We start from the raw sequence: 24,844 nt of genomic DNA on the forward strand, positions 1-24,844 counted from the left end.
GACATCATGATTTTAGTCGACTCCCATTGCCATCTTGATGGCCTGAATTATCAAACGCTGCATAAAGATGTAGACGATGTGCTGGCAAAAGCCTCTGCGCGTGATGTGAAATTTTGTCTGGCGGTTGCCACGACGCTGCCGGGGTATCGTGATATGCGCAAACGGGTGGGCGAGCGTAACGATGTGGTTTTCTCGTGCGGCGTGCATCCGTTAAATCAGGATGAAGAGTATGACGTTGACGAGCTCCGCAAACTTGCGGCAGAGGAAGGGGTAGTGGCGATGGGAGAAACCGGCCTGGACTATTTCTACACGCCGGAAACTAAAACGCGTCAGCAGGCATCGTTTCGTGACCATATTCGCATTGGTCGGGAGCTGAATAAGCCGGTTATCGTGCACACCCGCGACGCCCGGGCTGATACGCTGGCGATTTTGCGCGAGGAAAACGTGATGGATTGTGGCGGCGTACTACACTGTTTCACTGAGGACAGGGAGACGGCGGGTAAGCTGCTGGATATGGGATTCTATATCTCGTTTTCCGGTATTGTGACGTTCCGTAATGCAGAACAGCTTCGTGATGCTGCGCGTTATGTGCCTCTCGACCGCCTGCTGGTCGAGACCGATTCACCATACCTGGCCCCGGTACCGCACCGGGGTAAAGAGAACCAGCCGGCGATGGTTCGGGATGTCGCCGAGTACATGGCGGTTCTGAAAGGTGTTTCGCTGGAGCATCTGGCTCGACAGACCACGGAAAATTTCATTACGCTTTTCCATATCCATCCCTCCAGGCTGCAATCTGTCTGATACCCCTATTATTTTAATGCTCGTAATTAATAGCTAAAGCGAGTAAAGTTCACCGCCAAAAATGCGGCGGTGAAGGGGTTATGACAACCTTCAAGACCATGATGTGTAAACTAACGTAAATTTTTATCTGATGTCTGTTTGAAACGTGATAGCCGTCAAACAATCATTCGGGGAATTATTTTACTCTGTGTAATAAATAAAGGGCGCTTAGATGTCCTGTCCACGGTGCGGTTCTCCCCCCGCGCCAATGCGTGAAAGCGTAAAAAAAGCACCAAATACTCAGGAGCACTCTCAATTATGTTTAAGAATGCATTTGCTAACCTGCAGAAGGTCGGTAAATCGCTGATGCTGCCAGTATCCGTACTGCCTATTGCAGGTATTCTGCTGGGCGTCGGTTCTGCGAACTTCAGCTGGCTGCCAGTCGTCGTCTCTCACGTCATGGCGGAAGCGGGCGGTTCGGTCTTCGCTAATATGCCGCTGATTTTTGCTATCGGTGTCGCGCTGGGCTTCACCAATAATGATGGCGTATCCGCGCTGGCATCGGTTGTCGCGTACGGCATCATGGTGAAAACCATGGCGGTTGTGGCGCCATTGGTTCTGCATTTACCCGCGGAAGAAATCGCGGCTAAACACCTGGCGGATACCGGCGTCCTTGGCGGTATTATCTCGGGCGCTATCGCAGCGTATATGTTCAACCGCTTCTACCGTATCAAACTGCCTGAATATCTGGGCTTCTTTGCGGGCAAGCGCTTTGTGCCGATTATTTCCGGTCTGGCCGCGATCTTCACTGGTGTGATCCTGTCCTTTATCTGGCCGCCGATCGGTACTGCTATCCAGACGTTCTCTCAATGGGCCGCGTACCAGAACCCGGTTGTGGCGTTCGGTATCTATGGCTTTATTGAGCGCTGCCTGGTGCCGTTTGGTCTGCACCATATCTGGAACGTTCCTTTCCAGATGCAGATTGGCGAATACACCAACGCTGCGGGTCAGGTCTTCCACGGCGATATCCCACGCTATATGGCGGGCGACCCGACGGCGGGTAAACTGTCCGGCGGCTTCCTGTTCAAAATGTATGGTCTGCCGGCTGCTGCAATTGCTATCTGGCACTCCGCGAAACCGGAAAACCGCGCGAAAGTGGGCGGTATCATGATCTCCGCGGCGCTGACCTCGTTTCTGACCGGCATTACCGAACCGATCGAATTCTCTTTCATGTTCGTTGCGCCGATCCTGTATGTTATTCACGCAATTCTGGCAGGTCTGGCCTTCCCTATCTGTATCCTGTTAGGGATGCGTGATGGCACGTCGTTCTCTCATGGGTTGATCGATTTCATCGTTCTGTCCGGCAACAGCAGCAAGCTGTGGTTGTTCCCGATTGTGGGTATCTGCTACGCGATCGTTTACTACGTCATATTCCGTGTGCTGATCAAAGTACTGGATCTGAAAACGCCGGGTCGTGAAGACGCAACGGACGACAGCAAGGCTGGCGTCGCCAGCGAGATGGCTCCGGCGCTGATTGCCGCCTTTGGGGGTAAAGAGAACATTACCAACCTGGATGCATGTATCACCCGTTTGCGTGTGAGCGTGGCGGATGTAGCGAAAGTTGATCAGGCGGGCCTGAAAAAACTGGGCGCCGCTGGTGTGGTGGTTGCAGGTTCAGGCGTTCAGGCGATTTTCGGTACCAAATCCGATAACCTGAAGACTGAAATGGATGATTATATCCGCAGCAACTAAGTTGTGATGTGGGGAGACTAAGGCAGCCAGACGGCTGCCTTTTTTAATGCGCGCAATAAATCTGTGGCGACCAGGCTGCAGAAGGCCGTAATAAATAACATTCTGCAGGCGGAAGCAGAGTAGACATTACTTTCGTCGTCCCATCCGTAAAAAGAGCGTTACGCCGGTAAGCAAAATAAAAACCGGATGACGCCCGTAACGGACCTGCTTTAGCCCGTTACTCCCTTTACGCCGCGAATAAGGGATCAGAACTGATAGCTGGCAGTGATACTAAAGTTGCGGGGTTCACCGTACACAATCGAACCATCAATATTGGTATCGTAGGTTTTGTCAAACAGGTTATTAACGTTACCCTGTATGGCAAAATTTTTGCTGACCTGATAACGGGTGAACAAATCAACCAGCGCATAGCTGCCTTGTTCGACACGGAAAGTACCGTATGGCGTCACCTTATCTGTATAAACGCGGTTCTGCCAGGTGACACCGCCGCCCACCGTCAATGCGGGCATAGCCGGCAGGCGATAGCGAGTGAAGAGTTTGACGCTGGTGCGCGGCAGATTCGGGTTTACCGTATTGCCTTCATTGTCTTTGGCGACAAAGCGCGTGGCCCCGAAGGTCATCTGCCAGTTATCGGTGAGCGCGCCGTTGATTTCAAACTCCACCCCTTTGCTTACGGTACCGTTGACGGTCTTATAAGCGTCTTCGCCGTTGCTGCCGGGAATTTGCGCGCCGGTCGCCTGGGCGAGATTATCCTGTTCGATTCGGAAAAGGGAGAGGCTGGTGGTCAGGCGGCTATTCATCCAGTCTGACTTCAGACCGACTTCATAGTTATTCCCGGTAATGGGCGTCAGATATTTTCCGGAAATATCGCGCTTATTCTGCGGCTGGAAGACGGAAGTATAGCTGGTATAAGCCGACCAGTTATCGTTGATGTCGTAGACCACACCGGCATAGGGGGTGGTATGATTTTTCTCCATAGTGTAGGTCAGCGTCTCGATACTCCAGTTGTTAAAGCGGACGCCAAGGATCAGATGCAGCGGGTCAAGCAGCGAAAAGCGCGTCGCCGCGTACAGCGACTTCATCCGCGTGGTATCGTCCTGCGCCAGGCTCTGCGGACCCCAGTTGGTTTCCGGGAAGTTGCTGCTATTGAAGTTATAGAAACTGCCGATCTCATCCGGGAAGACGTTCGCCCAGGCGCTGAAATAGCGGTTATTTTGTTTACTGTAGCTGCCGCCAATCATCAGATTATGCTGGCGGCCGAACAGGTCGTAGCCGCCGTCAACGAACAGATCCAGAGCATCAACTTTTCGCTTGCCGCTGTTCCAGCCGGTTCCGCCGACGTAGTCGTAGCCTGCGCCGTAATTACTGTAGGGGCCCTCCAGCATTCCGGTGTCTTTGTTGACGTACGCATCTACATACATCATTTTACTGTCGAACTTAACCTCTGAATGGGTTGCATTCAGGGTCGCCTGCCAGGTTTCGGCAAAGCGCTGTTTCAGCGTGACGAAAACTTTGTTGAACTCTTTATCGTTATAGGCCCAGTCCGGTGAGGTACTGTGGGCGCGATCGTAGTGGTTCTTGCTGCCATCCGTGTTCCAGCGCGGCAGACCGCCCCATGTCGGGCTATTGACGTCGATACGTTGATATTCGTAGCCTGCGGACAAGCGGGTTGATGTCCCGAGGTCAGCATCGATAATACCGGAGAAGAAGGTTTTCTCATTGTTATAGCGATCGAGCCATGAATCGTTGTTCTGGTAGCCCGCGATAATACGGGCGCGTACGTTGCCATCTTCAGTCAGCGGGCTCTGCAGATCGGCAACGTAGCGCTGCTTGTTCCAGCTACCATACTCCGCGGAGACATGACCTTTGAACTCACGGCTGGTTGCGTGTTTGCGAATCATATTGATTGAAGCGGCTGGGTTGCCTGTGCCGGTCAATAAGCCATTGGCGCCACGTACGATTTCGACCCGCTCGAAGAGGGCCATATCAGAAAGCGCGTCGCCAAGATTCCAGCGGGATTCAAACCATGTCGGGATGCCGTCAACCATATAGTTGTCGATCTGAAAACCGCGTGAGTAATAGGTGGTACGATCGGAGTCCGCCTGACTACCGTTGATCCCGAGCGTGTGATCCATCACGTCGCCGAGCGTTTGTAACTGCTGATCCTGCATCCGCTGTTCGGTGATGATACTGACCGATTGCGGAATATCGCGCTGGGTCATTTCCATTTTAGTCCCGGCAGCGGTGGTTTTGACGTTGTAATCCTGCGCTTGTGTATCGGAATCATTATTAGTGGAACCGTCTACAATAATGGTGTCTTCGCTATTGGCGGCGTGGCTGAGATGAGGGAAGAGCGCCAGGGTAATAGCCATAGCAAGCAGGGATGGTGCAATACGCCCATCACGAGAAGATGTGGAGAGAAACATTGTAATTCCTTGATCATATGAGTGTTGTTATTCGCCATGGATCTGTGTCCGCGGTCGATTGGGAATATTTCTACTTATGAATGCAAATGAGAAATATACGCATTAATATTTAATATGTAAACATAAGTAACATAGATGCTGTGAATGGTTTCCGCGAAGACTGCCGTAGGGGAAAACGTACGAAGTGATGAATCAACCAACAGCTAAATGGTTTGTTGCGTAAGAAAAAACGCATTCAGGTTGAAAGAGAGGGAGTAACTCGCTCATACTCTTAGGCGAATCCTGTGCATCCGCGTTTATCTGCAGAGGCAGGCCAGAGCACAGTTAAAAATTAAGAAGGAATCAGTCATGGCAGAAGAAACGATTTTCAGCAAAATCATTCGCCGGGAGATCCCGTCGGATGTGGTCTATCAGGACGAGTTAGTTACCGCCTTTCGCGATATCTCTCCGCAGGCGCCGACCCATATTTTAATCGTTCCCAATATTCTGATTCCTACCGTTAACGATGTGACCGCCGAGCATGAGCTGACGCTGGGGCGTATGATGACCGTAGCAGCGAAAATTGCCCGCGATGAGGGGCTGGCCGACGATGGTTATCGTCTGATCGTCAACTGCAATCGCCACGGCGGTCAGGAGGTCTATCATATCCATATGCATTTGCTGGGTGGTCGCCCGCTAGGCCCGCTACTGGCCCATAAAGGCTAATACTCGTGCGCGTGGTCCCTTTCTGTGTCTTCCTGGCGGCAGTGCTGTTGGCCGGATGTCGTTCGCATCCGGAAATTCCGGTCAGCGATCGGCAAAGTCTGGTGATGGAGTCCAACGTCCTTGCCGCAGGGATTAGCGCTGAAGTACCGACGGTGAGCGCATCCGAGATCCAGGCGAGGGCGACAACCAGAGTGTTTAATGAACGCCCGGTACCGGTCACCGTGCATTATCGCTTTTTCTGGTATGACGCCAGGGGACTGGAGATGCACCCGCTGGAGCCTGCGCGTAGCATAACAGTCCCTGCGCACGCTTCCGTTACGCTGTATGGCAGCGCCAATATTCTCGGGGCGCACAAGGCCCGACTTTATCTTTATCTGTAAGAGGTCTTCGTAATGACTAAAATATGTCGCTATGCATTCGTTACCGCACTGGCGATATTCCTTGCCGGATGCGCGGGGCAACGCCAGGAGCCCGCTCCCGTTGAGGAAGCGCAGCCGAAACCGCAGCAGCCCGTTCAGCCGCAGCCGGTAGTGCCGAGTATTCCGGTGATACCTACGCAACCCGGTCCGATTGAACATGGGGAGCAGCCAACTCAGCCGGCACCACGCGTGCGTCATTTTGGCTGGAGCGCGGCGGTTCAGCCCATGGTCGGGCAGATGCTGCAGGCAGGCGGCGTGAATGCAGGTAGCATTTTGCTGGTTGATAGCGTCAATAACCGTACGAACGGCTCACTGGATGCCAGTGAAGCCACAACGGCGCTGCGCAATGCGCTGACGGGGAACGGGAAATTTGTTCTGGTATCCCAGCAGCAGTTGAGCGTGGCCAAACAGCAGCTTGGCCTGTCGCCGCAGGATAGCCTCGGCAGCCGTAGTAAAGCGATGGGCATTGCACGCGCCGTTGGCGCGCAGTATGTGCTTTATTCCAGCGCGACCGGCAACGTCAATTCACCTGAGCTGAAAATGCAACTGATGCTGGTGCAGACCGGCGAAATTATCTGGTCAGGTAAAGGTGCCGTTCAGCAACAATAAACTCTCGCGCGATGAAGTGTTATCGCGCTTTTTCCCGCGTTATTCACCCGTCGCCGCGCAGTCCCCGTCGGGTCTGAGCGGCGGCAGTTGTATTCTCAGCGATGGTCGACGAAAGCTGGTGTTGCGTCAGCCGCATGATTTGCAGGCGCCCGTTTATCATTTTCGTCGCCAGTATCATGCGCTTTCCCGCCTGCCTGATTCTCTCTCGCCGGTGCCGCTTTTTTATTCTCCCGCCTGGATGGTGGTGGAATATTGCGCGGGTGAAATCGGAAACGTACTGCCAGCGTGTCCGGCGCTCGCAGGGTTATTGTATCATCTGCATCAGCAGCCGCGTTTTGGCTGGCGCATCGCGTTGAGGCCATTGCTTGAGTTGTACTGGCAGCAGTGCGATCCCGCCCGGCGTACCCCGCAATGGCTACGCTGGCACAAACGGCTGCTGCGCCACGGCGAGCCCCGTCCTCTGCGTCTTGCCCCCTTACATATGGATGTTCATACCGGCAATATTGTGCATGGCGCAGGCGGGCTGCGCTTGATTGACTGGGAATATGCAGGGGATGGCGATATTGCGCTGGAGCTGGCGGCGGTATGGGTCGATCCGGTTACTCGTCGCCGGTTAGCGGCAGAATATGCGAAACAGGCACATATTGATGAGCGTCAGCTCTGGCGACAAATACGGCGCTGGCGTCCGTGGGTGCGGTTGCTGATGGCAGGATGGTACGAACGACGCTGGCAGCAAACCGGCGACCGACAGTTTATCGCGCTGGCGGATGAAATATGGCGTCAGTCAGACAACGAATAAAAGGATAAAGAGAGGTTTATGTGGGGCCGGTAATGTTGGATGTCGAAGGTTTTGAACTGGATGCGGAAGAGCGAGAGATTCTGGCCCATCCGTTGGTTGGCGGGTTAATACTGTTTACCCGCAACTACCACGATCCGGCGCAGCTACGTGAACTGGTTCGCCAGATCCGTGAGGCATCGCGAAACCATCTGGTGGTGGCCGTCGATCAGGAGGGCGGTCGCGTGCAGCGTTTTCGCGAAGGTTTTACCCGTCTTCCCGCGGCGCAATCCTTCGCGGCGTTGCTGGGCATGGAAGAGGGCGGCAGACTGGCTGAAGAGGCAGGCTGGCTGATGGCCAGTGAAATGATCGCCATGGACATTGATATTAGCTTTGCGCCGGTGCTGGATGTTGGTCATATCAGCGCCGCGATCGGCGAGCGCGCATATCATGAAGAGCCCGAAAAAGCGCTGGCGATAGCCCGCCATTTCATCGACGGGATGCACGGCGCGGGCATGAAAACGACGGGTAAGCACTTTCCGGGGCACGGCGCGGTGACGGCCGATTCCCATAAAGAGACGCCGCGAGACCCGCGCACGGAAGCGGAAATTCGCGCCAGAGATATGGCCGTGTTTCGCACGCTTATTAGCGAGCAGCGGCTTGACGCCATCATGCCTGCCCACGTTATCTACAGCGATGTTGACCCACGACCGGCGAGCGGCTCCGCTCACTGGCTAAAAACGGTTCTGCGCGGTGAGCTGGGTTTTGACGGGGTGATTTTCTCTGACGATCTGTCGATGGAAGGAGCGGCGATTATGGGCAGTTACGCTGAACGAGGACAGGCATCGCTGGATGCGGGTTGCGATATGATCCTCGTTTGCAATAATCGTAAAGGTGCGGTCAGCGTGCTGGATAACCTGTCGCCGATCAAAGCAGAGCGTGTTACAAAATTGTATCATAAAGGTTCATTTAGTCGTCAGGCGTTAAGGGATTCCGCCCGCTGGAAGACGATAAGCGCGCAACTGGATCAGCTTCAGGCGCGCTGGCTGGAGGCGAAATCAGCATAATTAACCTGAACGGCGTTGTTGTCTGGTGAGGATGCGATGATTATTTATTTACATGGTTTTGACTCAAACAGCCCCGGTAACCATGAGAAGGTGCTTCAGCTACAGTTTATCGACCCCGATGTCCGGTTGATTAGCTACAGCACGCGGCATCCCAAACATGATATGCAGCACTTGTTAAAAGAGGTCGATAAGATGCTGCAGCTCAGCGCCGACGCTTGCCCGTTGATTTGCGGCGTGGGCCTCGGTGGTTTCTGGGCGGAGCGGATTGGCTTCCTTTGCGATATTCGTCAAACTATTCTGAACCCGAATCTGTTTCCCCATGAAAACATGGAAGGGAAGATTGATCGGCCGGAAGAGTATGCGGATATCGCTACCAAGTGCGTGGACAATTTCCGCGAAAAAAACCGCGATCGTTGTCTGGTTGTGCTGTCACGGCAGGACGAAGCGCTGAATAGCCAGCGTTCGGCGGACTTGCTGAGCCGTTACTACGAGATAATCTGGGATGAAGAGCAGACCCACAAATTTAAAAATATCTCTCCGCATCTTCAGCGTATAAAGGCCTTTAAAACCCTCGGCTGATCTCCCCGGCCCGCAGCGTTAAGATGCTGCGGGTGTTTTCACCTCTCCCGTCTTTTTCTGGTTGTCGACGCGTTGGCTACACGTTTTCACATTGCTGACGAAGCGCATTCTTCCGCCACCAGAAATGGTGGATGTTGTTGACCGTCATCCTGCAGAAATGTGCGCACGTTATGTCAGCGGGCACGAGCCTGTCATCAGCCTCGTTTTTGCCCCGTAAGGCGGATTATTTGGTGTATATGTGATTGTGTGCACAAAAAATATGCAGTAAAACTTGATGCATATCAATTTTGGTATGACCAATGCACCGTTCATGTTATTCTCGATCTCGCTGAATGGTTTCACTTCCGTAACCTGTTGTTAAATAAAGGCTATTTTAATAACTTTTAATTAACAATTGGTTAATAATTTTAGGGGGTTGCGTGACTACACCATTGAAAAAAATAGTGATTGTGGGTGGCGGTGCCGGAGGGCTGGAGCTGGCCACTCAGTTGGGTAAAAAGCTGGGCCGCGGTAAAAAAGCGAAAATTACGCTGGTCGATCGCAACCACAGCCACCTGTGGAAACCGCTACTGCATGAAGTCGCGACCGGTTCACTTGACGAAGGCGTCGATGCGCTGAGCTATCTGGCCCACGCCCGCAATCACGGTTTTCAGTTCCAGCTCGGGTCGGTGGTTGATATTAACCGCGAAGCGAAAACCATCACCCTGAGCGAGCTACGTAACGATAAGGGCGAGCTGCTGGTGGCTGAACGTAAGCTGTCATACGATACGCTGGTGATGGCGCTGGGAAGCACCTCAAACGATTTCAATACCCCGGGGGTGAAAGAGAATTGCATTTTCCTCGATAACCCGCATCAGGCGCGCCGTTTCCATCAGGAAATGTTGGATCTGTTCCTCAAGTACTCGGCGAATCTCGGCGCGAACGGCAAGGTGAATATCGCGATCGTCGGCGGCGGCGCGACCGGCGTTGAGCTGTCGGCCGAACTGCACAATGCGGTGAAACAGCTGCACAGCTACGGTTATAAAGGGCTGACCAATGAAGCCCTGAACGTGACCCTGGTTGAAGCCGGGGAGCGTATCCTGCCGGCTCTGCCGGAACGTATTTCAGGCGCCGCGCACAGCGAGCTGACCAAACTTGGCGTTCGCGTATTGACCAAAACCATGGTCACCAGCGCTGATGCCAACGGTCTGCACACGAAAGACGGCGAGTTTATTGATGCTGATCTGATGGTCTGGGCTGCCGGGATTAAAGCGCCGGACTTTATGAAAGAGATCGGGGGGCTGGAAACTAACCGCATCAACCAACTGGTGGTGGAAGCGACGCTGCAAACGACGCGCGACCCGGATATCTATGCGATTGGCGACTGCGCATCCTGTGCTCGTCCGGAAGGGGGTTTTGTGCCGCCGCGCGCGCAGGCGGCGCACCAGATGGCGACCTGTGCTCTGCACAATATTCTGGCGCAAATGAAAGGCAAACCGCTGAAATCATATACCTATAAAGATCACGGTTCGCTGGTGTCGCTCTCTAATTATTCAACCGTCGGGAGCCTGATGGGTAACCTGATGCGCGGCTCTATGATGATTGAAGGGCGTATTGCGCGTTTCGTCTATATCTCTTTATACCGTATGCATCAGATTGCCCTGCATGGTTACTTTAAAACCGGTCTGATGATGCTGGTTGGACGTATCAACCGTATTATTCGTCCGCGTCTGAAGCTGCATTAAAGTTCCCTGTCTCTGGCCGCTGTCCTGGCGGCCAGTCCTGGATGCGCGCCTGCGTTCTCGCCGGGTTTCCTTGGCGCGAACAACTCCCATGCGGTGAGCCCGTAATCAATCTGCGGCTACCCGGCTGCTGCATGCCATGAAAAAACAGGCGATATTCATCAGCCCTCGTACAGCATCAGAGCCGCAAATAAAACAGCATAAAACGCCGATGGCTCGCTTAACTGACCGGCATTACCTGCCAGAGGCCGGTTATTTTCTCGGATTCATCTTAATTGCACCGCTTTTACGGATCCGCACGCACTTTTCATCCTCTTTCTTATTTTCGAGCCTGACGTCTGAATTACAGAATGACGGACAATAGCAATAAAGGAGGATCTCCCGTGAATAAATCAATGTTGGCGGGTATAGGGATTGGCGTGGCCGCCGCGCTGGGCGTCGCAGCTGTTGCCGGTCTTAACGTGTTCGATCGCGGCCCGCAGTATGCGCAGGTGGTGTCCAGTACGCCAATAAAAGAGCGTATCAAAACGCCACGCCAGGAGTGCCGGAACGTCACCGTCACCCATCGTCGTCCGGTGCAGGATGAAAACCGTATCGCCGGTTCCGTTTTAGGCGCCGTCGCCGGTGGGGTTATTGGTCATCAGTTTGGCGGCGGACGCGGGCGTGATGTCGCCACCGTGGTGGGGGCGCTGGGCGGTGGCTATGCCGGTAACCAGATCCAGGGATCAATGCAGGAGGGGGATACCTACACCACCACGCAGCAGCGCTGCAAAACCGTGTACGACAAATCGGAAAAAGTGCTGGGTTATGACGTCACTTATAAAATTGGCGACCAGAAAGGCAAAATTCGTATGGAACGCGATCCCGGTAAGCAAATTCCGCTGGACAGCAATGGTCAACTGATTCTGACGAATAAAGCGTAAAAGGGGCATTTATCTCAGTACCCGGATAATGTGGGCTTACTTAATTCAGTGAGCCGGGTGACACAGCGTTGAACCCGGCTTGCCGGCCCCTGTAAGAGAGAAATGGCCCAAATAACGCATAAGTAATGATAGTAGCCCCTCAGGCGCACAGGCTGAGGGGCGCTTTATCAGAAACTCAGAGAATAATTCAGGCCAAAGGTGCGGCCGCGTCCTTTGTACTCGTATAGCGCGCTGCTGCCGTAGGTCGGGCTGTAAAGCAACTGTGCGCGTTGCCCCCAGAGAGTGACATAGTCTTCATTGAGCAGGTTCTCAATGCTGAAGGTGAGCTTACCGAGAGGAAGTGCGTAGCTACCGATAAAGTCCACGGTATTATAACCGTCGAGTTTATTACCGCTGGCGTCGCTTAAATCAAACACCTGCTGGCTCTGTACCCGCAGCGACCACGGATCCGGCGTCCAGCCTACCCATACGGTGGCTTTTGATGGGGAGGCGAGCGTAACATCCCACTTCTGCCAGCGACCGTGGCTCTTCACCTGGGATTTCAGAACATTAAAGTTTGCCCCTGCAAGCCAGTCGCTGTTCGGGAAGACGTAATCCACCGCACCTTCTACGCCATAAATGCGACGTTTGTCCGACTGTACGTTAATCGTCATATCGGTACGGTTGACGGCGATGGTTTTGTCGGAAGTTGAGTAGTAAGCCGCCAGTTGGGTCCGCAGATTATCACCCGTGTAACGCCAGCCAAGTTCGTAAGAGTTGACTTTAATTCCCTGCAGCGGCGAGTCGCCGATGTTCACACTTGAGAGCAGTGGAAGGTGACCATTGACCGCTGCGCCATATTTTCCGATGCCGTAGTATTTACCCGGATCCGGTAGTTCAACGCCTTGAGAGAAGTTAAACCAGGTCTGCTGACGCGCGGTAAGATGGGCGACAATCCCGGCGTTAAATAAAACGTTATCGTAATCGGTTTTTCCGCCGGGAATCGCATCCGCTGAATTGGCCGCGCCGCTGGCGACAGCCTGTTGCTGGGCGTAACCTACGAAATCGTCGACCCGGTTTTCCGTCCACTGATAGCGCACGCCGCCGCTGAGGGTAAAGATATCGTTCAGGTCATAGCTGGACTGCAGGAACGGCGCCAGGTTGGTAATACTGTAGCCAGGGTAGCGACCGGTGGTATAGATAGCCTGATTGCTGAGCCCGCCGGAAGACATCGCCTGGTCCAAATCAAAGAACATCTGGTTGGCATTGAAGGTTTCGTGGTCGGCATCCACTCCCCATGTCAGGTCCCAGCCATTCAGCGGCTGGCTATTCAGGGTTATTTTCGCGCCGTATTGATCGGTATCCTGCTTTGAAGAAGAGAAACTGCTGACCTGACCATTGCTGAGTGTAGGGAAAGGGTAAAAGGTCAGGGACTCGTCGCGATAATAGACCTGGCTTATCAGGTTCTGGCCGAAGAAATCGGCATCCGAGTACTGGAGACTCATCAGGTGGCGTTCAGTGCCGGGAACGCGGTCGGAATTCAGGCCGTTAGTGGTAAAGGCTTTACCCTTGCCGGTCACCGCCGACATATTTTCACCCAGGTACAGGCCGTAATCGTCACCCTGGCTTTTATAGTATTGGGTTATTAGCTGCAGTTGACGGTTATTGTCAATTTCAACGGTTCCCGTTGCCATCACATCCAGGCGATCGGAATGCTGAAGCCCGGTCTGAGTATTATCGAGGAGTAGCGCGTCGTTGTTACCATCATACCAGCCGCCAAAACGCTGATATGCCACGGACAGCCGACCGGAAGCGTGGTCGGTACCGCCGCTCACCGCTGCTGCGACGCGCTCGTCATGATCGTTACGATTGGCAAAGCCGGTTTTTCCTCCCAGTTCCAGGTCGACCTGGCGCTCCTGCTGGCCCTTTTTGGTGACAATATTGATAAGACCGCCGGTACTGCCGCCACCGTACAGCGATGTTGCTCCGGAGATCACCTCAATGTGCTCAATGTTAAAAGGATCAATGGCGTCGAGCTGACGGCTGTCGGTACGGGAGGAGTTCAGGCGAACGCCGTCAATCAACACCACAATGGCTCGACCACGCATATTCATACCGTAGTTGGTCCGTCCCTGGCTGCTGACGTCGATACCGGGGATCAACTGTGCCAGTACATCTTTGAATTCTTTACCGCCCTGAACCTGTTGTTCAATTTCCTGTCCTTCAATAACCCAGGTGGTCTGGGCCATTTCAGCGACGGTACGGTGCGTTCGGTTGGCGCTGACGATCATATTGTCATCAGCGGACCAGGCGGGGAGGGCGCTTGCCAGCAGCAGTGGGTTAAGCACCCAGAGACGTTTTTTCATGCTCATTCCTTTTCTGAATTTACGATATTGTTGTTTTAATTTCCGGCACAGGTGCACCGTTTGTTACAAACTGAAATAAAGAGAAATATTCAAGGCTGAAGTTTGCCCGTATTGATTATTGTTATCAATATCATTCTCGAAAATTAATCAAATAAGCTATTGAAAGTACTATTAAATGTGTGGTTAAGGCGGGAGGGGAAATTAAATGGAAAAGCCGGAAAGAAAAATCGGTGACAGTGATGATAAGCCTGTATCAGCAACTGCGCTCGCCTTTCTGCCGGGGGGCGGATGACGCCTTACCCGGCAAGGAAAATCACGAATATCAGCATGTCATGCAGTGAGCCAGTCCCGCACAGGCGAAGCGCGGCCGGAAAATTCCAGAATCCGCGCTTTTGTCAGACAGCCTGGTGGTGGAGAACCAGCGGCCACAGGCGCAGCGTCGTTTCGGCGATTTGCATGATTTTAGTGAAATCAGCGCCTTCCCGGGCACTGATCGACATCCCTTGTAATATGCAATTGAGGAACTGCGCCAGCTGATTTACATCGCCGTCTGGCGGTAATTCACCACGGCGCTGTCGCTTCAGAAGAAACTGGGTGAGTGTCTGTTCCTGCATTGCGTGCCGTGATTTTACGGTATTGGCAATATCGGTAGATGAGGCCGCCAGCGCCGCGGAAGTGTTGATCATAAAGCAGCCGGCTGGTGTTTCTTTGCTGGTGAAACAGGTGGCGACGGCGGTGAAATAATCGCGCAATGCCTGATCGACGGATTTGTCTTCATCAAGCAGTAATGCTTCATGTCTGGCGGCAAAACGAGAGATATAGCGATCCAGCACTGCGCGAAACAATCCCTCTTTATTTACAAATTCGGCGTATAGCGTTGGGGCTTTAGCGCCCGTCGCCTCAACCAAATCGGCGAGAGAAGTAGCTTCATAGCCGTGCTTCCAGAAGAGTGTCATGGCCTTATCCAGCGCCGCTTCCCTGTCGAACACTTTAGGTCGGCCACGGCTTTTTTTTGTGCAACTTTGAACATCAGTTGTCATGGTGCCGTTGTACCTGTGTTGGTATGTTGAAAGGGTATTATAAAAACAAACCTTACCGGCTACCAGCACTGTCAGATTAAAAATAAATAATTCATATCCGTATGAATTTCAAACTGTTTGTTAATATTGTAACGTTCATTATGAAAATGGTTTGACGCGTGATTTGCTTCACATTATCATTTATTTATCGATCGTTAATTTAATGTGTTGGTTCCAACAAAATCATTCATCTGCACAGGTATATCATCATGAAAAATAGCACTGTAGTTGCCATCGCCGCTGTCCTTAGCTCACTCTCTTTCGCCAGCTTTGCGGCGGTTGAAGTTCAGTCAACGCCGGCAGGGCAGCACAAAATCGGCACCGTTTCCGCCTCAGCCGGGACTAACCTGGGTTCGCTGGAACAACAACTGGCGCAAAAAGCGGATAAGATGGGCGCAAGCGCTTACCGTATTACTTCCGTCTCCGGTCCGAATAACCTGCACGGGACAGCAGTGATCTACAAATAAATTTGAGGCATGGCGTACACCCCTTCGGTTAAACGCTATTGGCCGCGCATAACCCGATTTGATGGTCAGCCAGAAGCGAATACTTAATCGGGGGTTCGGGGAAAGCGATATCGTGTTTCCGCGCATGGGCCCGAAGGCCGATGAAGGCCGCCTGTTTTTATGGCGCTGAACAGGCGGCGGGCTTCATCCGGCAAGGTGGCAGACAGACGATGAAAGTCTGTGGAATCGTGACCTATAGCGACTGTTGGGTAACGTAATCGTCGCGGGTGACGTCAACCAGCGCCATGGCGCGCACCATCACCTCTTCATCGGTTAACGGCGACTGTTTAAAAGCCTGCATGCTGTCGTCAAGCGTCATCGGCAGCGTTCGCGGATCGTCATCAATATGCTTCGACAGCGGCTGATGAATTTCCACCAGCCGGGTACCGTTGGGCTCAACGGAAGCCTTCACTGGCGTATTAATAATCGTGACTTTTGTTCCCGGCGTTATTTCGTTGTACAGCGTTTTAATGTCGTCATCGCGCAGGCGGATACAGCCGGAACTAACGCGCATACCAATACCGAAATCCGCGTTGGTGCCATGCAGCAGATACACGCCGCCGTATGCCGCCAGACGAATAGCGTGATGACCCATCGGGTTATCGGGTCCGGCGGGTACCACGGCAGGTAGTTCAATGCCCATTGCTTTATAACGGGCGCGGATATTGGCCGTTGGCGTCCAGGTGGGGTTAGCGCGTTTATCCGAGACGGTGGTAACCATCGTCGGAGTGACGGTATCGCTGCCCAACTGACCAATGCCAATCGGGTAAACGGTGACCTCATTTCTGTCCGGCGGATAGTAGTAGAGACGAAGTTCAGCCAGATTAATGACCAATCCTTCGCGCGGGGTATCGGGCAGCAGGGTCTGTTGCGGAATGGTCAGCACGCTACCGGCGCGCGGAACGTAAGCATCAACGCCGGGATTGGCCTGTAGCAGAGCCAGAAAACCCACGTTGTATTTTTTGGCGATGGCTTCGAGAGAGCCGCCGTTATTCTCAACGACGTGAAACTGGTTTTGTCCGACCAGACGGCTATCAGGCGGGGGAAGTGGCCAGGTACTGGCGTGCGCGGGTAGCGCCAGCGTGGCGGTAATGGCTATCATCCTTAGCCAGACGGAAATGAGTGAACAGCGTTTCATCACCCTAACTCCATAATCACTAACCATTTATTTTTATACGCAAAGTCACTGCATTATGGCGTAGCGAGTATCAGGAAGTGCCGGAAGAGTGCAAAATGTTTGTAAATTTTTCCGCTAGTGACGGGGAACGGACCGGGATACGGAATACCGCATCCCGGATACCCCTATGCGGCGGCGTTCTCTTCCAGCTGGCGCATAAACTGGCGCACCCAGTCCATTCGCATTTTACGTTCAGTAAGATCCTGCATAAACTTCAGCCTCGTGGGGCCATCCAGCCGGTAGTGCTGAGGCTGTTTCTGCAGCAGGCCAATTAACCATAGTGGATTAACGTTATTCTTCTCGTTGAACTCAATGATGCCGCCTTTTTCGTTACTCTCCAGCTTACGGATCCCCAGTTTCTGCGCCTGCTGACGTAACCGGGCAATATCAAGCAGGTTTCTTGCCGGGTCCGGCAACATGCCAAAGCGATCGATAAGCTCGACCTTGATCTCTTCCAGCTCATTTTCGTTCTTCGCGCTGGCAATGCGCTTATAGAACGACAGGCGGGTATTCACGTCCGGGATAAAGTCGTCCGGCAGCAGCGACGGCATGCGCAGTTCCACTTCGGTCTGCTGGCTGGTGAGATCTTCCAGCGATGGCTCGCGTCCGGCTTTCAGCGCATCAACGGCGTTTTCCAGCAGCTCCATATACAGCGAGAAGCCAATGGTTTCCATGGAACCGCTCTGATCCTCACCCAGCAGTTCACCAGCGCCGCGAATTTCAAGATCGTGGGTTGCCAGCGCGAATCCGGCGCCAAGATCTTCCAGCGAAGCGATAGCCTCAAGGCGTTTTTGCGCATCGGTGCTCATGGCTTTTGGATGCGGCGTCAGTAGCCAGGCGTAGGCCTGATGGTGCGAGCGCCCAACGCGACCGCGCAACTGGTGCAACTGCGCCAGACCGAAGTGATCGGCGCGCTCGATAATAATGGTGTTGGCGGTTGGAATATCGATCCCGGTTTCAATAATGGTGGTACACACCAGCACGTTAAAGCGCTGATGATGGAAATCGTTCATCACCCGTTCCAGCTCGCGCTCGCGCATCTGTCCGTGGCCGATGGCGATACGCGCTTCCGGCACCAGTTCAGCCAGCCTGTCCGCCGCTTTTTGGATATTTTCCACATCATTGTAGAGATAGTAGACCTGGCCGCCGCGCAGCACCTCACGCAGGATCGCCTCGCGAACCACCAGCGCGTCATATTCGCGAACGAAGGTTTTGACTGCCAGACGACGGGCGGGCGGCGTGGCGATAATCGACAGGTCGCGCATGCCGCTCATCGCCATATTCAGGGTTCGCGGGATTGGCGTGGCGGTCAGGGTCAGGATATCGACGTTGGCGCGCATCGCTTTGATACGCTCTTTGTGACGTACGCCAAAGCGGTGCTCTTCATCAACAATCAACAGACCGAGATCGCGCAGCTTTACGTCCGGCTGCAGCAGCTTATGGGTGCCGATAAGAATATCGATTTTCCCTTCCGCCACCTGTTCGAGGATCTGCGCCTGCTCTTTGGCGCTACGAAAGCGTGAAAGCATCTCAATGCGTATCGGCCAGTTAGCGAAGCGATCGCGGAAGTTATCGAAGTGCTGCTGGGCGAGCAGGGTGGTGGGCACCAGCACTGCCACCTGCTTATGGTTTTCGACCGCCAGAAAGGCGGCACGCATAGCCACTTCGGTTTTGCCGAAGCCGACATCGCCGCAGACCAGGCGATCCATCGCCAGTGGTTGACACATATCGCTCAAGACGGCGTTAATGGCCTGCGCCTGATCGGGCGTGGTTTCGAATGGGAAGCTGTCGCAGAATAGCTGATACTGCTCTTTATCATGTTTAAATGCGTAGCCTTCTTTCGCCGCGCGCTGGGCGTAGATATCCAGCAGCTCAGCGGCGACATCGCGCACTTTCTCGGCCGCTTTTTGGCGCGCCCGCGCCCACGCATCGCCGCCCAGCTTATGCAGCGGCGCATTCTCTTCCGCGCCACCGGCGTAACGGCTGATCAAATGCAAAGATGAAACCGGTACGTACAGTTTGGCATCGTTGGCGTAGGTCAGCATCAGGTATTCGCCGTTGATGCCGCCTGCTTCAAGCGTGGTCATGCCCGCGTAGCGCCCGACACCATGCTCAAGATGTACCACCGGCTGGCCGATATGCAGTTCCGCCAGATTACGGATTAAGGTGTCCGGGTTAATCGTGCGTCGCGAATCCTGACGGCGGCGGGCGACGCGCTCACCCAGCATGTCGCTTTCGCAAATCAACGCCAGATTACGCTGGCTGTCGATAAAGCCATGCTCAGCCGCGCCAATCATCAGATAGCGTCCGTCACCAGTCGCCTCTTCAAGGCGCAAAATATGTTTTGGCGCCACTTTAATTCGCGCCAGCATTTCACTCAGCGCTTCGCGACGCCCCTCGCTCTCTACGGAAAAAATAACCGGCCCGCTGAAGGACTCAAGGAACCGACGCAGGTTATCCATCGGCGCTTTGTTCTGCGCCTGAATCGCCAGTTCGGGTAAGGTTTGATAACCAAGATTGGTATTGGCGGCTTTATCCGCCAGACGTTCCGTTTTGAGCTGTACGCGCGGCCATTTTTTCAGCTCGCTAAACAGTTCATCACAGCGCAGCCATAGCTGTTCCGGCGGCAGAAGCGGACGCATCGGGTCGACGCCGCGATTTTCAAAACGCGCGCGGGTCTCATTGTGGAAGCGTTCGGCGCTGGCCTCCAGATCGCCGGTGTTAACGATTAACGTCTTCGGCGGGAAATAACTGAATAGCGGCGGCAGCGGCTCGTTAAAGAACAGCGGCTGCCAGTATTCGATCCCCGCAGGCAGCGTGCCTTTACTGACCTGCTGATAAATATGTTCGGCGTCGCGTTTCACCTCAAAACGGTCGCGCCACTGGCTGCGGAAGATCTCTATGGCCGCCTGGTCGGTCGGGAACTCGTGCGCCGGAAGCAGGTTGATGCTGGCGACTTCCTCCAGCGTGCGCTGGCTATCAACGTCAAACAGACGCAAGCTGTCGATTTCGTCATCGAAAAAATCGAGGCGGTAAGGCTGTTCGCTGCCCATAGGGAACAGGTCGAGCAATGCGCCGCGCGTAGCATATTCGCCGTGCTCCATGACCTGGTCGACATGACGATAGCCGGCGCTATCCAGTTGGGCGCGCAGCGCATCGCGCGACAGACGCTGACCTTTTTTCATCACCAGCGCGTGGCCGTGAAGAAAATTATGCGGACAGACGCGCTGCATCAGCGTGCTGACCGGGACAATTAATACGCCGCGTTCCATCGTCGGTAGCTGGTACAGGGTCGCGAGGCGAGAAGAGATGATGTCCTGATGCGGGGAGAAACTGTCGTAGGGGAGCGTTTCCCAGTCCGCCAGGCCCGCCACCATGCTGTCGGTAAACTGGCTGATTTCATCATTCAGACGCAGGGCATTTTGCATATCGGGGGCAATCAGAACCACCGGACCACGATGGCGTTCGGCCATTTCCGCCACCAGAGTGGCGCAGGCCGCGCCGGTAAGTTCGCCGAGCTGGCGCTGATCGCCAGCGTTAACCGGCAAGGAGTATCGATATTGTTCAGGCATAGACGGTATCATAGTCTCTTGGGGATTCGCTTTGCCGATATGGAGGGCAACTCGCTGATATTCAATAGGGTGATTATCCGCGATCGATCCGGATTCGCCAACCCGTATCGCCAGTGTTATGTTGCGGGCAAAAATGTAACGGACTCTGATAAGCGTAAAGATAAATCAGCACTGACCTTACTATCCTTATGTTTTTATTATGTTTATAGACCAATTGCTAATAAAACCGTCAGGTATCAGACATTTACGCTGTCCATAATCGCTTATATACTCGGGCATCGGCTATCAGCAATCAGATGGATTACATGTATCAACCTGCCGCACTTTTTATCGGCCTCCGCTATATGCGCGGCCGCGCAGCCGACCGCTTCGGTCGTTTCGTCTCCTGGCTCTCGACCATTGGCATTACGCTTGGCGTGATGGCGCTGGTCACCGTTTTGTCGGTGATGAACGGCTTTGAACGTGAACTGCAAAATAACATCCTGGGGCTGATGCCGCAGGCCATTCTTAGCGCCCAGAATGGGTCCCTGAACCCGCAGAAGCTACCGGAAAGCGCCGTTAAATTACAGGGTGTTACCCGTATTGCGCCGTTAACCACCGGCGATGTGGTGCTGCAAAGCGCCCGCAGCGTGGCGGTTGGCGTGATGTTGGGGATCGATCCGGCCCAAAAAGATCCTTTGACGCCATATCTGGTTAACGTGAAGCAGAGCGATCTGCAGCCAGGAAAATATAACGTGATCCTCGGTGAGCAACTGGCAGGGCAACTGGGGGTTAATCGCGGCGACCAGATTCGCGTGATGGTGCCTTCCGCCAGCCAGTTCACGCCGATGGGGCGGGTTCCCAGCCAGCGTCTGTTTAATGTGATCGGCACCTTTGCTGCCAACAGTGAAGTCGATGGCTATCAGATGTTGACCAATATTGACGACGCCTCGCGCCTGATGCGTTACCCGCTGGGTAATATTACCGGCTGGCGTCTGTGGCTGAGTCATCCTTTACAGGTCGATACCCTGAGCCAGCAGACGCTGCCGGCAGGCACCAAATGGCAGGACTGGCGCGAGCGTAAGGGCGAACTGTTTCAGGCCGTACGGATGGAAAAAAATATGATGGGCCTGCTGTTGAGCCTGATCGTCGCCGTTGCCGCGTTTAACATCATTACCTCGCTGGGAATGATGGTGATGGAGAAACAGGGAGAAGTGGCGATTTTGCAGACTCTGGGCCTGACGCCGCGGCAGATTATGCTGATCTTTATGGTCCAGGGGGCCAGCGCTGGCATCGTCGGCGCGCTGCTGGGCGCCGGGCTCGGTACGCTGCTTGCCAGCCAGTTAAATAATCTGATGCCGATTATCGGCGCGTTTCTTGACGGTGCCGCGCTGCCGGTGGCTATTGAGCCGCTGCAGGTGATTGTGATTGCCCTGGTGGCGATGGTCCTGGCATTACTGTCTACGTTGTATCCTTCATGGCGCGCTGCCGCCACTCAACCCGCTGAGGCTTTACGTTATGAATAAGATCCTGCTGCAATGCGACAACCTGTGCAAACGCTATCAGGAAGGCACCGTACACACCGACGTGTTGCATAATGTCAGCTTCAGCATTGAAGAGGGTGAGATGATGGCGATTGTCGGTTCCTCCGGTTCCGGCAAGAGTACGCTGTTACATCTGCTTGGCGGGCTGGATACGCCGACCGCCGGCGATGTTATCTTTTCCGGCCAGCCGATGAGCCAGCTCTCTGCCGCCGCCCGTGCTGACCTGCGCAACCGTGAACTGGGATTTATCTATCAGTTTCACCATCTGCTGCCCGATTTTACCGCCCTGGAAAACGTGGCGATGCCGCTGCTGATTGGTAAGCAGAAAGCGGCGGAGATTGAGCGTCAGGCGAAAGCGATGCTGCACGCCGTCGGGCTTGAGCACCGCAGCGCTCACCGCCCGTCCGAGCTTTCAGGCGGTGAGCGCCAGCGGGCCGCCATTGCGCGCGCGCTGGTCAATAAACCGCGTCTGGTGCTGGCGGATGAACCTACCGGTAACCTTGATGCCCGTAATGCCGACAGTATTTTTCAACTGCTCGGTGAACTGAATGCGGCGCAGGGCACCGCATTTCTGGTGGTTACCCATGATCTGCAACTGGCAAAACGCATGGGTCGTCAGCTGGAGATGCGCGACGGGCGTCTGACCGATACCCTTTCCCTGATGGGGGCCGAGTAATGGCTTCTCCGTTATCGTTATTGATTGCCCTGCGCTTTAGCCGTGGACGGCGGCGCGGCGGGATGGTATCGCTGATTTCGGTTATCTCCACCATCGGCATCGCGCTGGGCGTCGCGGTGCTGATTGTTGGCCTGAGCGCGATGAACGGCTTTGAGCGCGAGCTGAACAACCGCATTCTGGCGGTCGTGCCGCACGGCGAAATTGAACCGGTTAAGCAGCCGTGGAATAACTGGCAGGATGCGCTCGCCAGGGTTGAAAAGGTGAAAGGTATTGTTGCTGCCGCCCCCTATATCAACTTCACCGGACTGGTGGAGAGCGGCAGTAACATGCGCGCAATTCAGGTGAAAGGCGTCGATCCGCAGCAGGAGAGTCGCCTCAGCGCATTACCCCATTTTGTGCAGAATAACGCCTGGGCCAGCTTTACAGCCGGTGAACAGCAGGTGATCCTTGGTAAAGGCGTCGCCGACGCGCTGCATGTTAAGCAGGGCGACTGGATTTCCATCATGATCCCCAACGCCGACGCTGAGCATCAGCTGCTGCAGCCAAAGCGTGTCAGACTTCATGTCACCGGTATTTTGCAACTTAGCGGCCAGCTCGATCATAGTTTTGCCATGATTCCGATGCAGGATGCGCAGCAGTATCTTGATATGGGCAGCAGCGTAACCGGTATCGCCATTAAAGTGACTGACGTCTTCCATGCCAATACGCTGGTGCGCGATGCCGGCGAAGTGACCAACAATTATGTGTACATCAAGAGCTGGATAGGCACCTATGGTTATATGTATCGCGATATTCAAATGATCCGCGCCATTATGTATCTGGCGATGGTGCTGGTGATTGGCGTCGCCTGCTTTAACATCGTCTCTACCCTGGTGATGGCGGTGAAAGATAAAAGCGGCGACATTGCGGTGTTGCGAACGCTTGGCGCGAAAGACGGCCTGATCCGCGCGATTTTCGTATGGTATGGTTTACTTGCCGGTTCGGTAGGGAGCCTGATTGGCGCAGCGATTGGCGTTATCTCCGCACTTAATCTGACGGCGATGATTAACGGTATTGAGGCTGTGATCGGGCATAAATTCCTCTCCGGCGACATCTATTTTATTGACTTCCTGCCGTCTGAACTGCACTGGCTGGATGTCGTTTACGTGCTGGTGACGGCACTGTTGCTGAGTTTGCTGGCCAGCTGGTATCCCGCCCGCCGCGCCAGCCGTATTGACCCGGCGAGGGTGCTGAGCGGCCAGTAATTTATCGTCATCGTCAGCGTTGCTGACGACTCAAGAGGAATTGCTGAAATGTACTATGGATTTGACATTGGCGGCAGCAAGATAGCGTTAGGCGTTTTTGATAAAGCGCGGCGACTACGGTGGGAAAAACGCGTCGCCACGCCGAAAGCGAGCTATGAGGCATTTTTACAGGCGATAGAAGCGCTGGTTCAGGAGGCCGACCAGCGTTTTGGCTGCCAGGGTTCGGTGGGAATCGGTATTCCTGGAATGCCGGAAACGGAAGATGGCACGCTGTATGCCGCTAATGTGCCCGCGGCCAGCGGCAGGCGATTGCGGGCCGATCTGAGCGAACGTCTGGGGCGCGACGCGCGTCTGGATAACGATGCTAACTGTTTTGCGCTCTCCGAAGCCTGGGATGATGAATTTGCCCGGTATCCGCTGGTAATGGGGCTGATTCTTGGCACCGGCGTCGGCGGTGGTCTGGTGCTTAACGGTAAATCGATTACCGGGCATCACTATATCACCGGCGAGTTTGGTCATATCCGTCTGCCGGTAGATGCGCTGGACGTGGTAGGACGTGATTTTCCACTGGTCCGCTGCGGCTGCGGTCAACTGGGCTGCATTGAAAATTACCTTTCTGGCCGTGGTTTCGCCTGGCTGTACGACTATTTTTATCAACAATCCTTCACCTCGCCAGAGATTGTTGCACTCTGGCAGCAGGGGGACGCAAAAGCACATGAGCACGTTGAGCGCTATCTCGACCTGCTGGCGGTCTGCCTGGGAAATATTTTAACCATTGTCGACCCGGATCTGCTGGTGCTTGGCGGAGGATTGTCTAACTTTACTGCAATTACAGAAGGACTGGCGCAGCGCCTGCCGCGACATTTGCTTCCGGTCGCCAGCGCGCCGCGTATAGAGCGTGCGCGTCATGGTGATGCCGGCGGCATGCGCGGAGCGGCTTTTCTTCATCTGACTCATTAATGACAG

At 54.3% G+C, this 24,844-nt stretch carries 20 protein-coding genes and 1 pseudogene; 16 read left to right on the top strand and 5 right to left on the bottom strand.

The features are described from left to right. The first annotated feature begins 6 nt into the window (after positions 1–6). Positions 7–801: a metal-dependent hydrolase gene (locus FE839_RS12760; protein ID WP_138361180.1), complete on the top strand. Its 795-nt coding sequence runs from the start codon at positions 7–9 to the stop codon at positions 799–801. A gap of 297 nt (positions 802–1,098) precedes the next feature. Next, on the top strand, positions 1,099–2,532 hold the full coding sequence (gene ptsG / locus FE839_RS12765; RefSeq protein ID WP_138361181.1) for a PTS glucose transporter subunit IIBC: 1,434 nt from the start codon (positions 1,099–1,101) through the stop codon (positions 2,530–2,532). Positions 2,533–2,777: 245 nt separating this feature from the next. Here the strand turns inward: ptsG and fhuE are convergent, their stop codons facing one another. Beyond that, positions 2,778–4,958 (bottom strand): ferric-rhodotorulic acid/ferric-coprogen receptor FhuE, encoded by a 2,181-nt coding sequence (gene fhuE / locus FE839_RS12770; RefSeq protein WP_138361182.1) that lies wholly within the window; start codon positions 4,956–4,958, stop codon positions 2,778–2,780. Positions 4,959–5,306: 348 nt separating this feature from the next. On the opposite strand from fhuE, the gene hinT reads away from it, so the two are divergent. The 8 genes from hinT to FE839_RS12810 all read left to right on the top strand — a co-directional run bounded on the left by hinT (position 5,307) and on the right by FE839_RS12810 (position 11,756). Further along, the gene (hinT, locus tag FE839_RS12775; RefSeq protein ID WP_138361183.1) at positions 5,307–5,663 is read left to right on the top strand and encodes a purine nucleoside phosphoramidase; all 357 of its coding nucleotides are present in this window, start codon (positions 5,307–5,309) and stop codon (positions 5,661–5,663) included. Positions 5,664–5,668: 5 nt separating this feature from the next. Next, positions 5,669–6,043: a YcfL family putative periplasmic lipoprotein gene (locus FE839_RS12780; RefSeq protein ID WP_138361184.1), complete on the top strand. Its 375-nt coding sequence runs from the start codon at positions 5,669–5,671 to the stop codon at positions 6,041–6,043. Positions 6,044–6,064: 21 nt separating this feature from the next. Further along, positions 6,065–6,691 carry a penicillin-binding protein activator LpoB gene (gene lpoB, locus FE839_RS12785; protein ID WP_171034880.1) on the top strand — a complete coding sequence of 209 codons (627 nt, stop codon included), beginning with the start codon at positions 6,065–6,067 and terminating at the stop codon, positions 6,689–6,691. Next, positions 6,672–7,490 carry a thiamine kinase gene (gene thiK, locus FE839_RS12790; protein WP_138361186.1) on the top strand — a complete coding sequence of 273 codons (819 nt, stop codon included), beginning with the start codon at positions 6,672–6,674 and terminating at the stop codon, positions 7,488–7,490. Before lpoB ends, thiK begins: the two co-directional genes overlap by 20 nt. 32 nt (positions 7,491–7,522) lie before the next feature. After that, a complete protein-coding gene (gene nagZ / locus FE839_RS12795; RefSeq protein WP_171034876.1) occupies positions 7,523–8,533 on the top strand; it encodes a beta-N-acetylhexosaminidase in 1,011 nt (336 codons plus the stop codon). 36 nt (positions 8,534–8,569) lie between these two features. Then, the gene (gene ycfP, locus FE839_RS12800) at positions 8,570–9,112 is read left to right on the top strand and encodes an alpha/beta hydrolase YcfP (protein WP_138361188.1); all 543 of its coding nucleotides are present in this window, start codon (positions 8,570–8,572) and stop codon (positions 9,110–9,112) included. Between the two features lie 419 nt (positions 9,113–9,531). Then, positions 9,532–10,836 carry an NAD(P)/FAD-dependent oxidoreductase gene (locus tag FE839_RS12805; protein ID WP_138361189.1) on the top strand — a complete coding sequence of 435 codons (1,305 nt, stop codon included), beginning with the start codon at positions 9,532–9,534 and terminating at the stop codon, positions 10,834–10,836. Between the two features lie 380 nt (positions 10,837–11,216). Next, positions 11,217–11,756, top strand: coding sequence for a glycine zipper 2TM domain-containing protein (locus FE839_RS12810; protein ID WP_138361190.1), 540 nt, complete (start codon positions 11,217–11,219; stop codon positions 11,754–11,756). Between the two features lie 167 nt (positions 11,757–11,923). On the opposite strand, the gene FE839_RS12815 is transcribed toward FE839_RS12810, so the two are convergent. Beyond that, positions 11,924–14,101, bottom strand: coding sequence for a TonB-dependent siderophore receptor (locus FE839_RS12815; RefSeq protein WP_138361191.1), 2,178 nt, complete (start codon positions 14,099–14,101; stop codon positions 11,924–11,926). 395 nt (positions 14,102–14,496) lie between these two features. After that, positions 14,497–15,141 (bottom strand): TetR/AcrR family transcriptional regulator, encoded by a 645-nt coding sequence (locus tag FE839_RS12820; RefSeq protein WP_138361192.1) that lies wholly within the window; start codon positions 15,139–15,141, stop codon positions 14,497–14,499. Between the two features lie 248 nt (positions 15,142–15,389). Here FE839_RS12820 and bhsA point away from each other — a divergent pair, with 248 nt between their 5' ends. Then, on the top strand, positions 15,390–15,647 hold the full coding sequence (bhsA, locus tag FE839_RS12825; protein ID WP_138361193.1) for a multiple stress resistance protein BhsA: 258 nt from the start codon (positions 15,390–15,392) through the stop codon (positions 15,645–15,647). A gap of 232 nt (positions 15,648–15,879) precedes the next feature. On the opposite strand, the gene ldtC is transcribed toward bhsA, so the two are convergent. Together ldtC and mfd are read right to left on the bottom strand one after the other, a co-directional pair. Then, positions 15,880–16,824 (bottom strand): L,D-transpeptidase LdtC, encoded by a 945-nt coding sequence (gene ldtC, locus FE839_RS12830; protein ID WP_138361194.1) that lies wholly within the window; start codon positions 16,822–16,824, stop codon positions 15,880–15,882. A 164-nt stretch (positions 16,825–16,988) separates the two neighbouring features. Further along, positions 16,989–20,435: a transcription-repair coupling factor gene (gene mfd, locus FE839_RS12835; RefSeq protein ID WP_138361195.1), complete on the bottom strand. Its 3,447-nt coding sequence runs from the start codon at positions 20,433–20,435 to the stop codon at positions 16,989–16,991. A gap of 39 nt (positions 20,436–20,474) precedes the next feature. Between mfd and FE839_RS25105 the strand changes: the two are divergent. From FE839_RS25105 to nagK, 5 genes and pseudogenes are all read left to right on the top strand, one after another. Next, positions 20,475–20,540 (top strand): annotated as a pseudogene (locus FE839_RS25105) (hypothetical protein); the annotation flags it as partial. Between the two features lie 200 nt (positions 20,541–20,740). Further along, positions 20,741–21,940 carry a lipoprotein-releasing ABC transporter permease subunit LolC gene (gene lolC / locus FE839_RS12845; RefSeq protein WP_138361197.1) on the top strand — a complete coding sequence of 400 codons (1,200 nt, stop codon included), beginning with the start codon at positions 20,741–20,743 and terminating at the stop codon, positions 21,938–21,940. Next, positions 21,933–22,634 (top strand): lipoprotein-releasing ABC transporter ATP-binding protein LolD, encoded by a 702-nt coding sequence (lolD, locus tag FE839_RS12850; protein ID WP_138361198.1) that lies wholly within the window; start codon positions 21,933–21,935, stop codon positions 22,632–22,634. Before lolC ends, lolD begins: the two co-directional genes overlap by 8 nt. Then, entirely contained in the window at positions 22,634–23,878 is a 1,245-nt protein-coding gene (gene lolE, locus FE839_RS12855; protein ID WP_138361199.1) for a lipoprotein-releasing ABC transporter permease subunit LolE, read from the top strand. Before lolD ends, lolE begins: the two co-directional genes overlap by 1 nt. A gap of 48 nt (positions 23,879–23,926) precedes the next feature. Then, positions 23,927–24,838: an N-acetylglucosamine kinase gene (gene nagK / locus FE839_RS12860; RefSeq protein WP_138361200.1), complete on the top strand. Its 912-nt coding sequence runs from the start codon at positions 23,927–23,929 to the stop codon at positions 24,836–24,838. Positions 24,839–24,844 lie beyond the last annotated feature (6 nt).

The organism is Klebsiella indica (genome assembly GCF_005860775.1).
GTDB classification, from domain to species: domain Bacteria; phylum Pseudomonadota; class Gammaproteobacteria; order Enterobacterales; family Enterobacteriaceae; genus Klebsiella; species Klebsiella indica.

What these genes read in the sequence shown, in the direction of transcription:
- FE839_RS12760 (WP_138361180.1), top strand. Translation starts at nt 7, where the DNA reads ATGATTTTAGTCGACTCCCATTGCCATCTTGATGGCCTGAATTATCAA.
- ptsG (WP_138361181.1), top strand. Translation starts at nt 1,099, where the DNA reads ATGTTTAAGAATGCATTTGCTAACCTGCAGAAGGTCGGTAAATCGCTG.
- fhuE (WP_138361182.1), bottom strand. Translation starts at nt 4,958, where the DNA reads ATGTTTCTCTCCACATCTTCTCGTGATGGGCGTATTGCACCATCCCTG.
- hinT (WP_138361183.1), top strand. Translation starts at nt 5,307, where the DNA reads ATGGCAGAAGAAACGATTTTCAGCAAAATCATTCGCCGGGAGATCCCG.
- nagZ (WP_171034876.1), top strand. Translation starts at nt 7,523, where the DNA reads ATGTTGGATGTCGAAGGTTTTGAACTGGATGCGGAAGAGCGAGAGATT.
- ycfP (WP_138361188.1), top strand. Translation starts at nt 8,570, where the DNA reads ATGATTATTTATTTACATGGTTTTGACTCAAACAGCCCCGGTAACCAT.
- FE839_RS12815 (WP_138361191.1), bottom strand. Translation starts at nt 14,101, where the DNA reads ATGAAAAAACGTCTCTGGGTGCTTAACCCACTGCTGCTGGCAAGCGCC.
- FE839_RS12820 (WP_138361192.1), bottom strand. Translation starts at nt 15,141, where the DNA reads ATGACAACTGATGTTCAAAGTTGCACAAAAAAAAGCCGTGGCCGACCT.
- bhsA (WP_138361193.1), top strand. Translation starts at nt 15,390, where the DNA reads ATGAAAAATAGCACTGTAGTTGCCATCGCCGCTGTCCTTAGCTCACTC.
- ldtC (WP_138361194.1), bottom strand. Translation starts at nt 16,824, where the DNA reads ATGAAACGCTGTTCACTCATTTCCGTCTGGCTAAGGATGATAGCCATT.
- mfd (WP_138361195.1), bottom strand. Translation starts at nt 20,435, where the DNA reads ATGCCTGAACAATATCGATACTCCTTGCCGGTTAACGCTGGCGATCAG.
- lolC (WP_138361197.1), top strand. Translation starts at nt 20,741, where the DNA reads ATGTATCAACCTGCCGCACTTTTTATCGGCCTCCGCTATATGCGCGGC.
- lolD (WP_138361198.1), top strand. Translation starts at nt 21,933, where the DNA reads ATGAATAAGATCCTGCTGCAATGCGACAACCTGTGCAAACGCTATCAG.
- lolE (WP_138361199.1), top strand. Translation starts at nt 22,634, where the DNA reads ATGGCTTCTCCGTTATCGTTATTGATTGCCCTGCGCTTTAGCCGTGGA.
- nagK (WP_138361200.1), top strand. Translation starts at nt 23,927, where the DNA reads ATGTACTATGGATTTGACATTGGCGGCAGCAAGATAGCGTTAGGCGTT.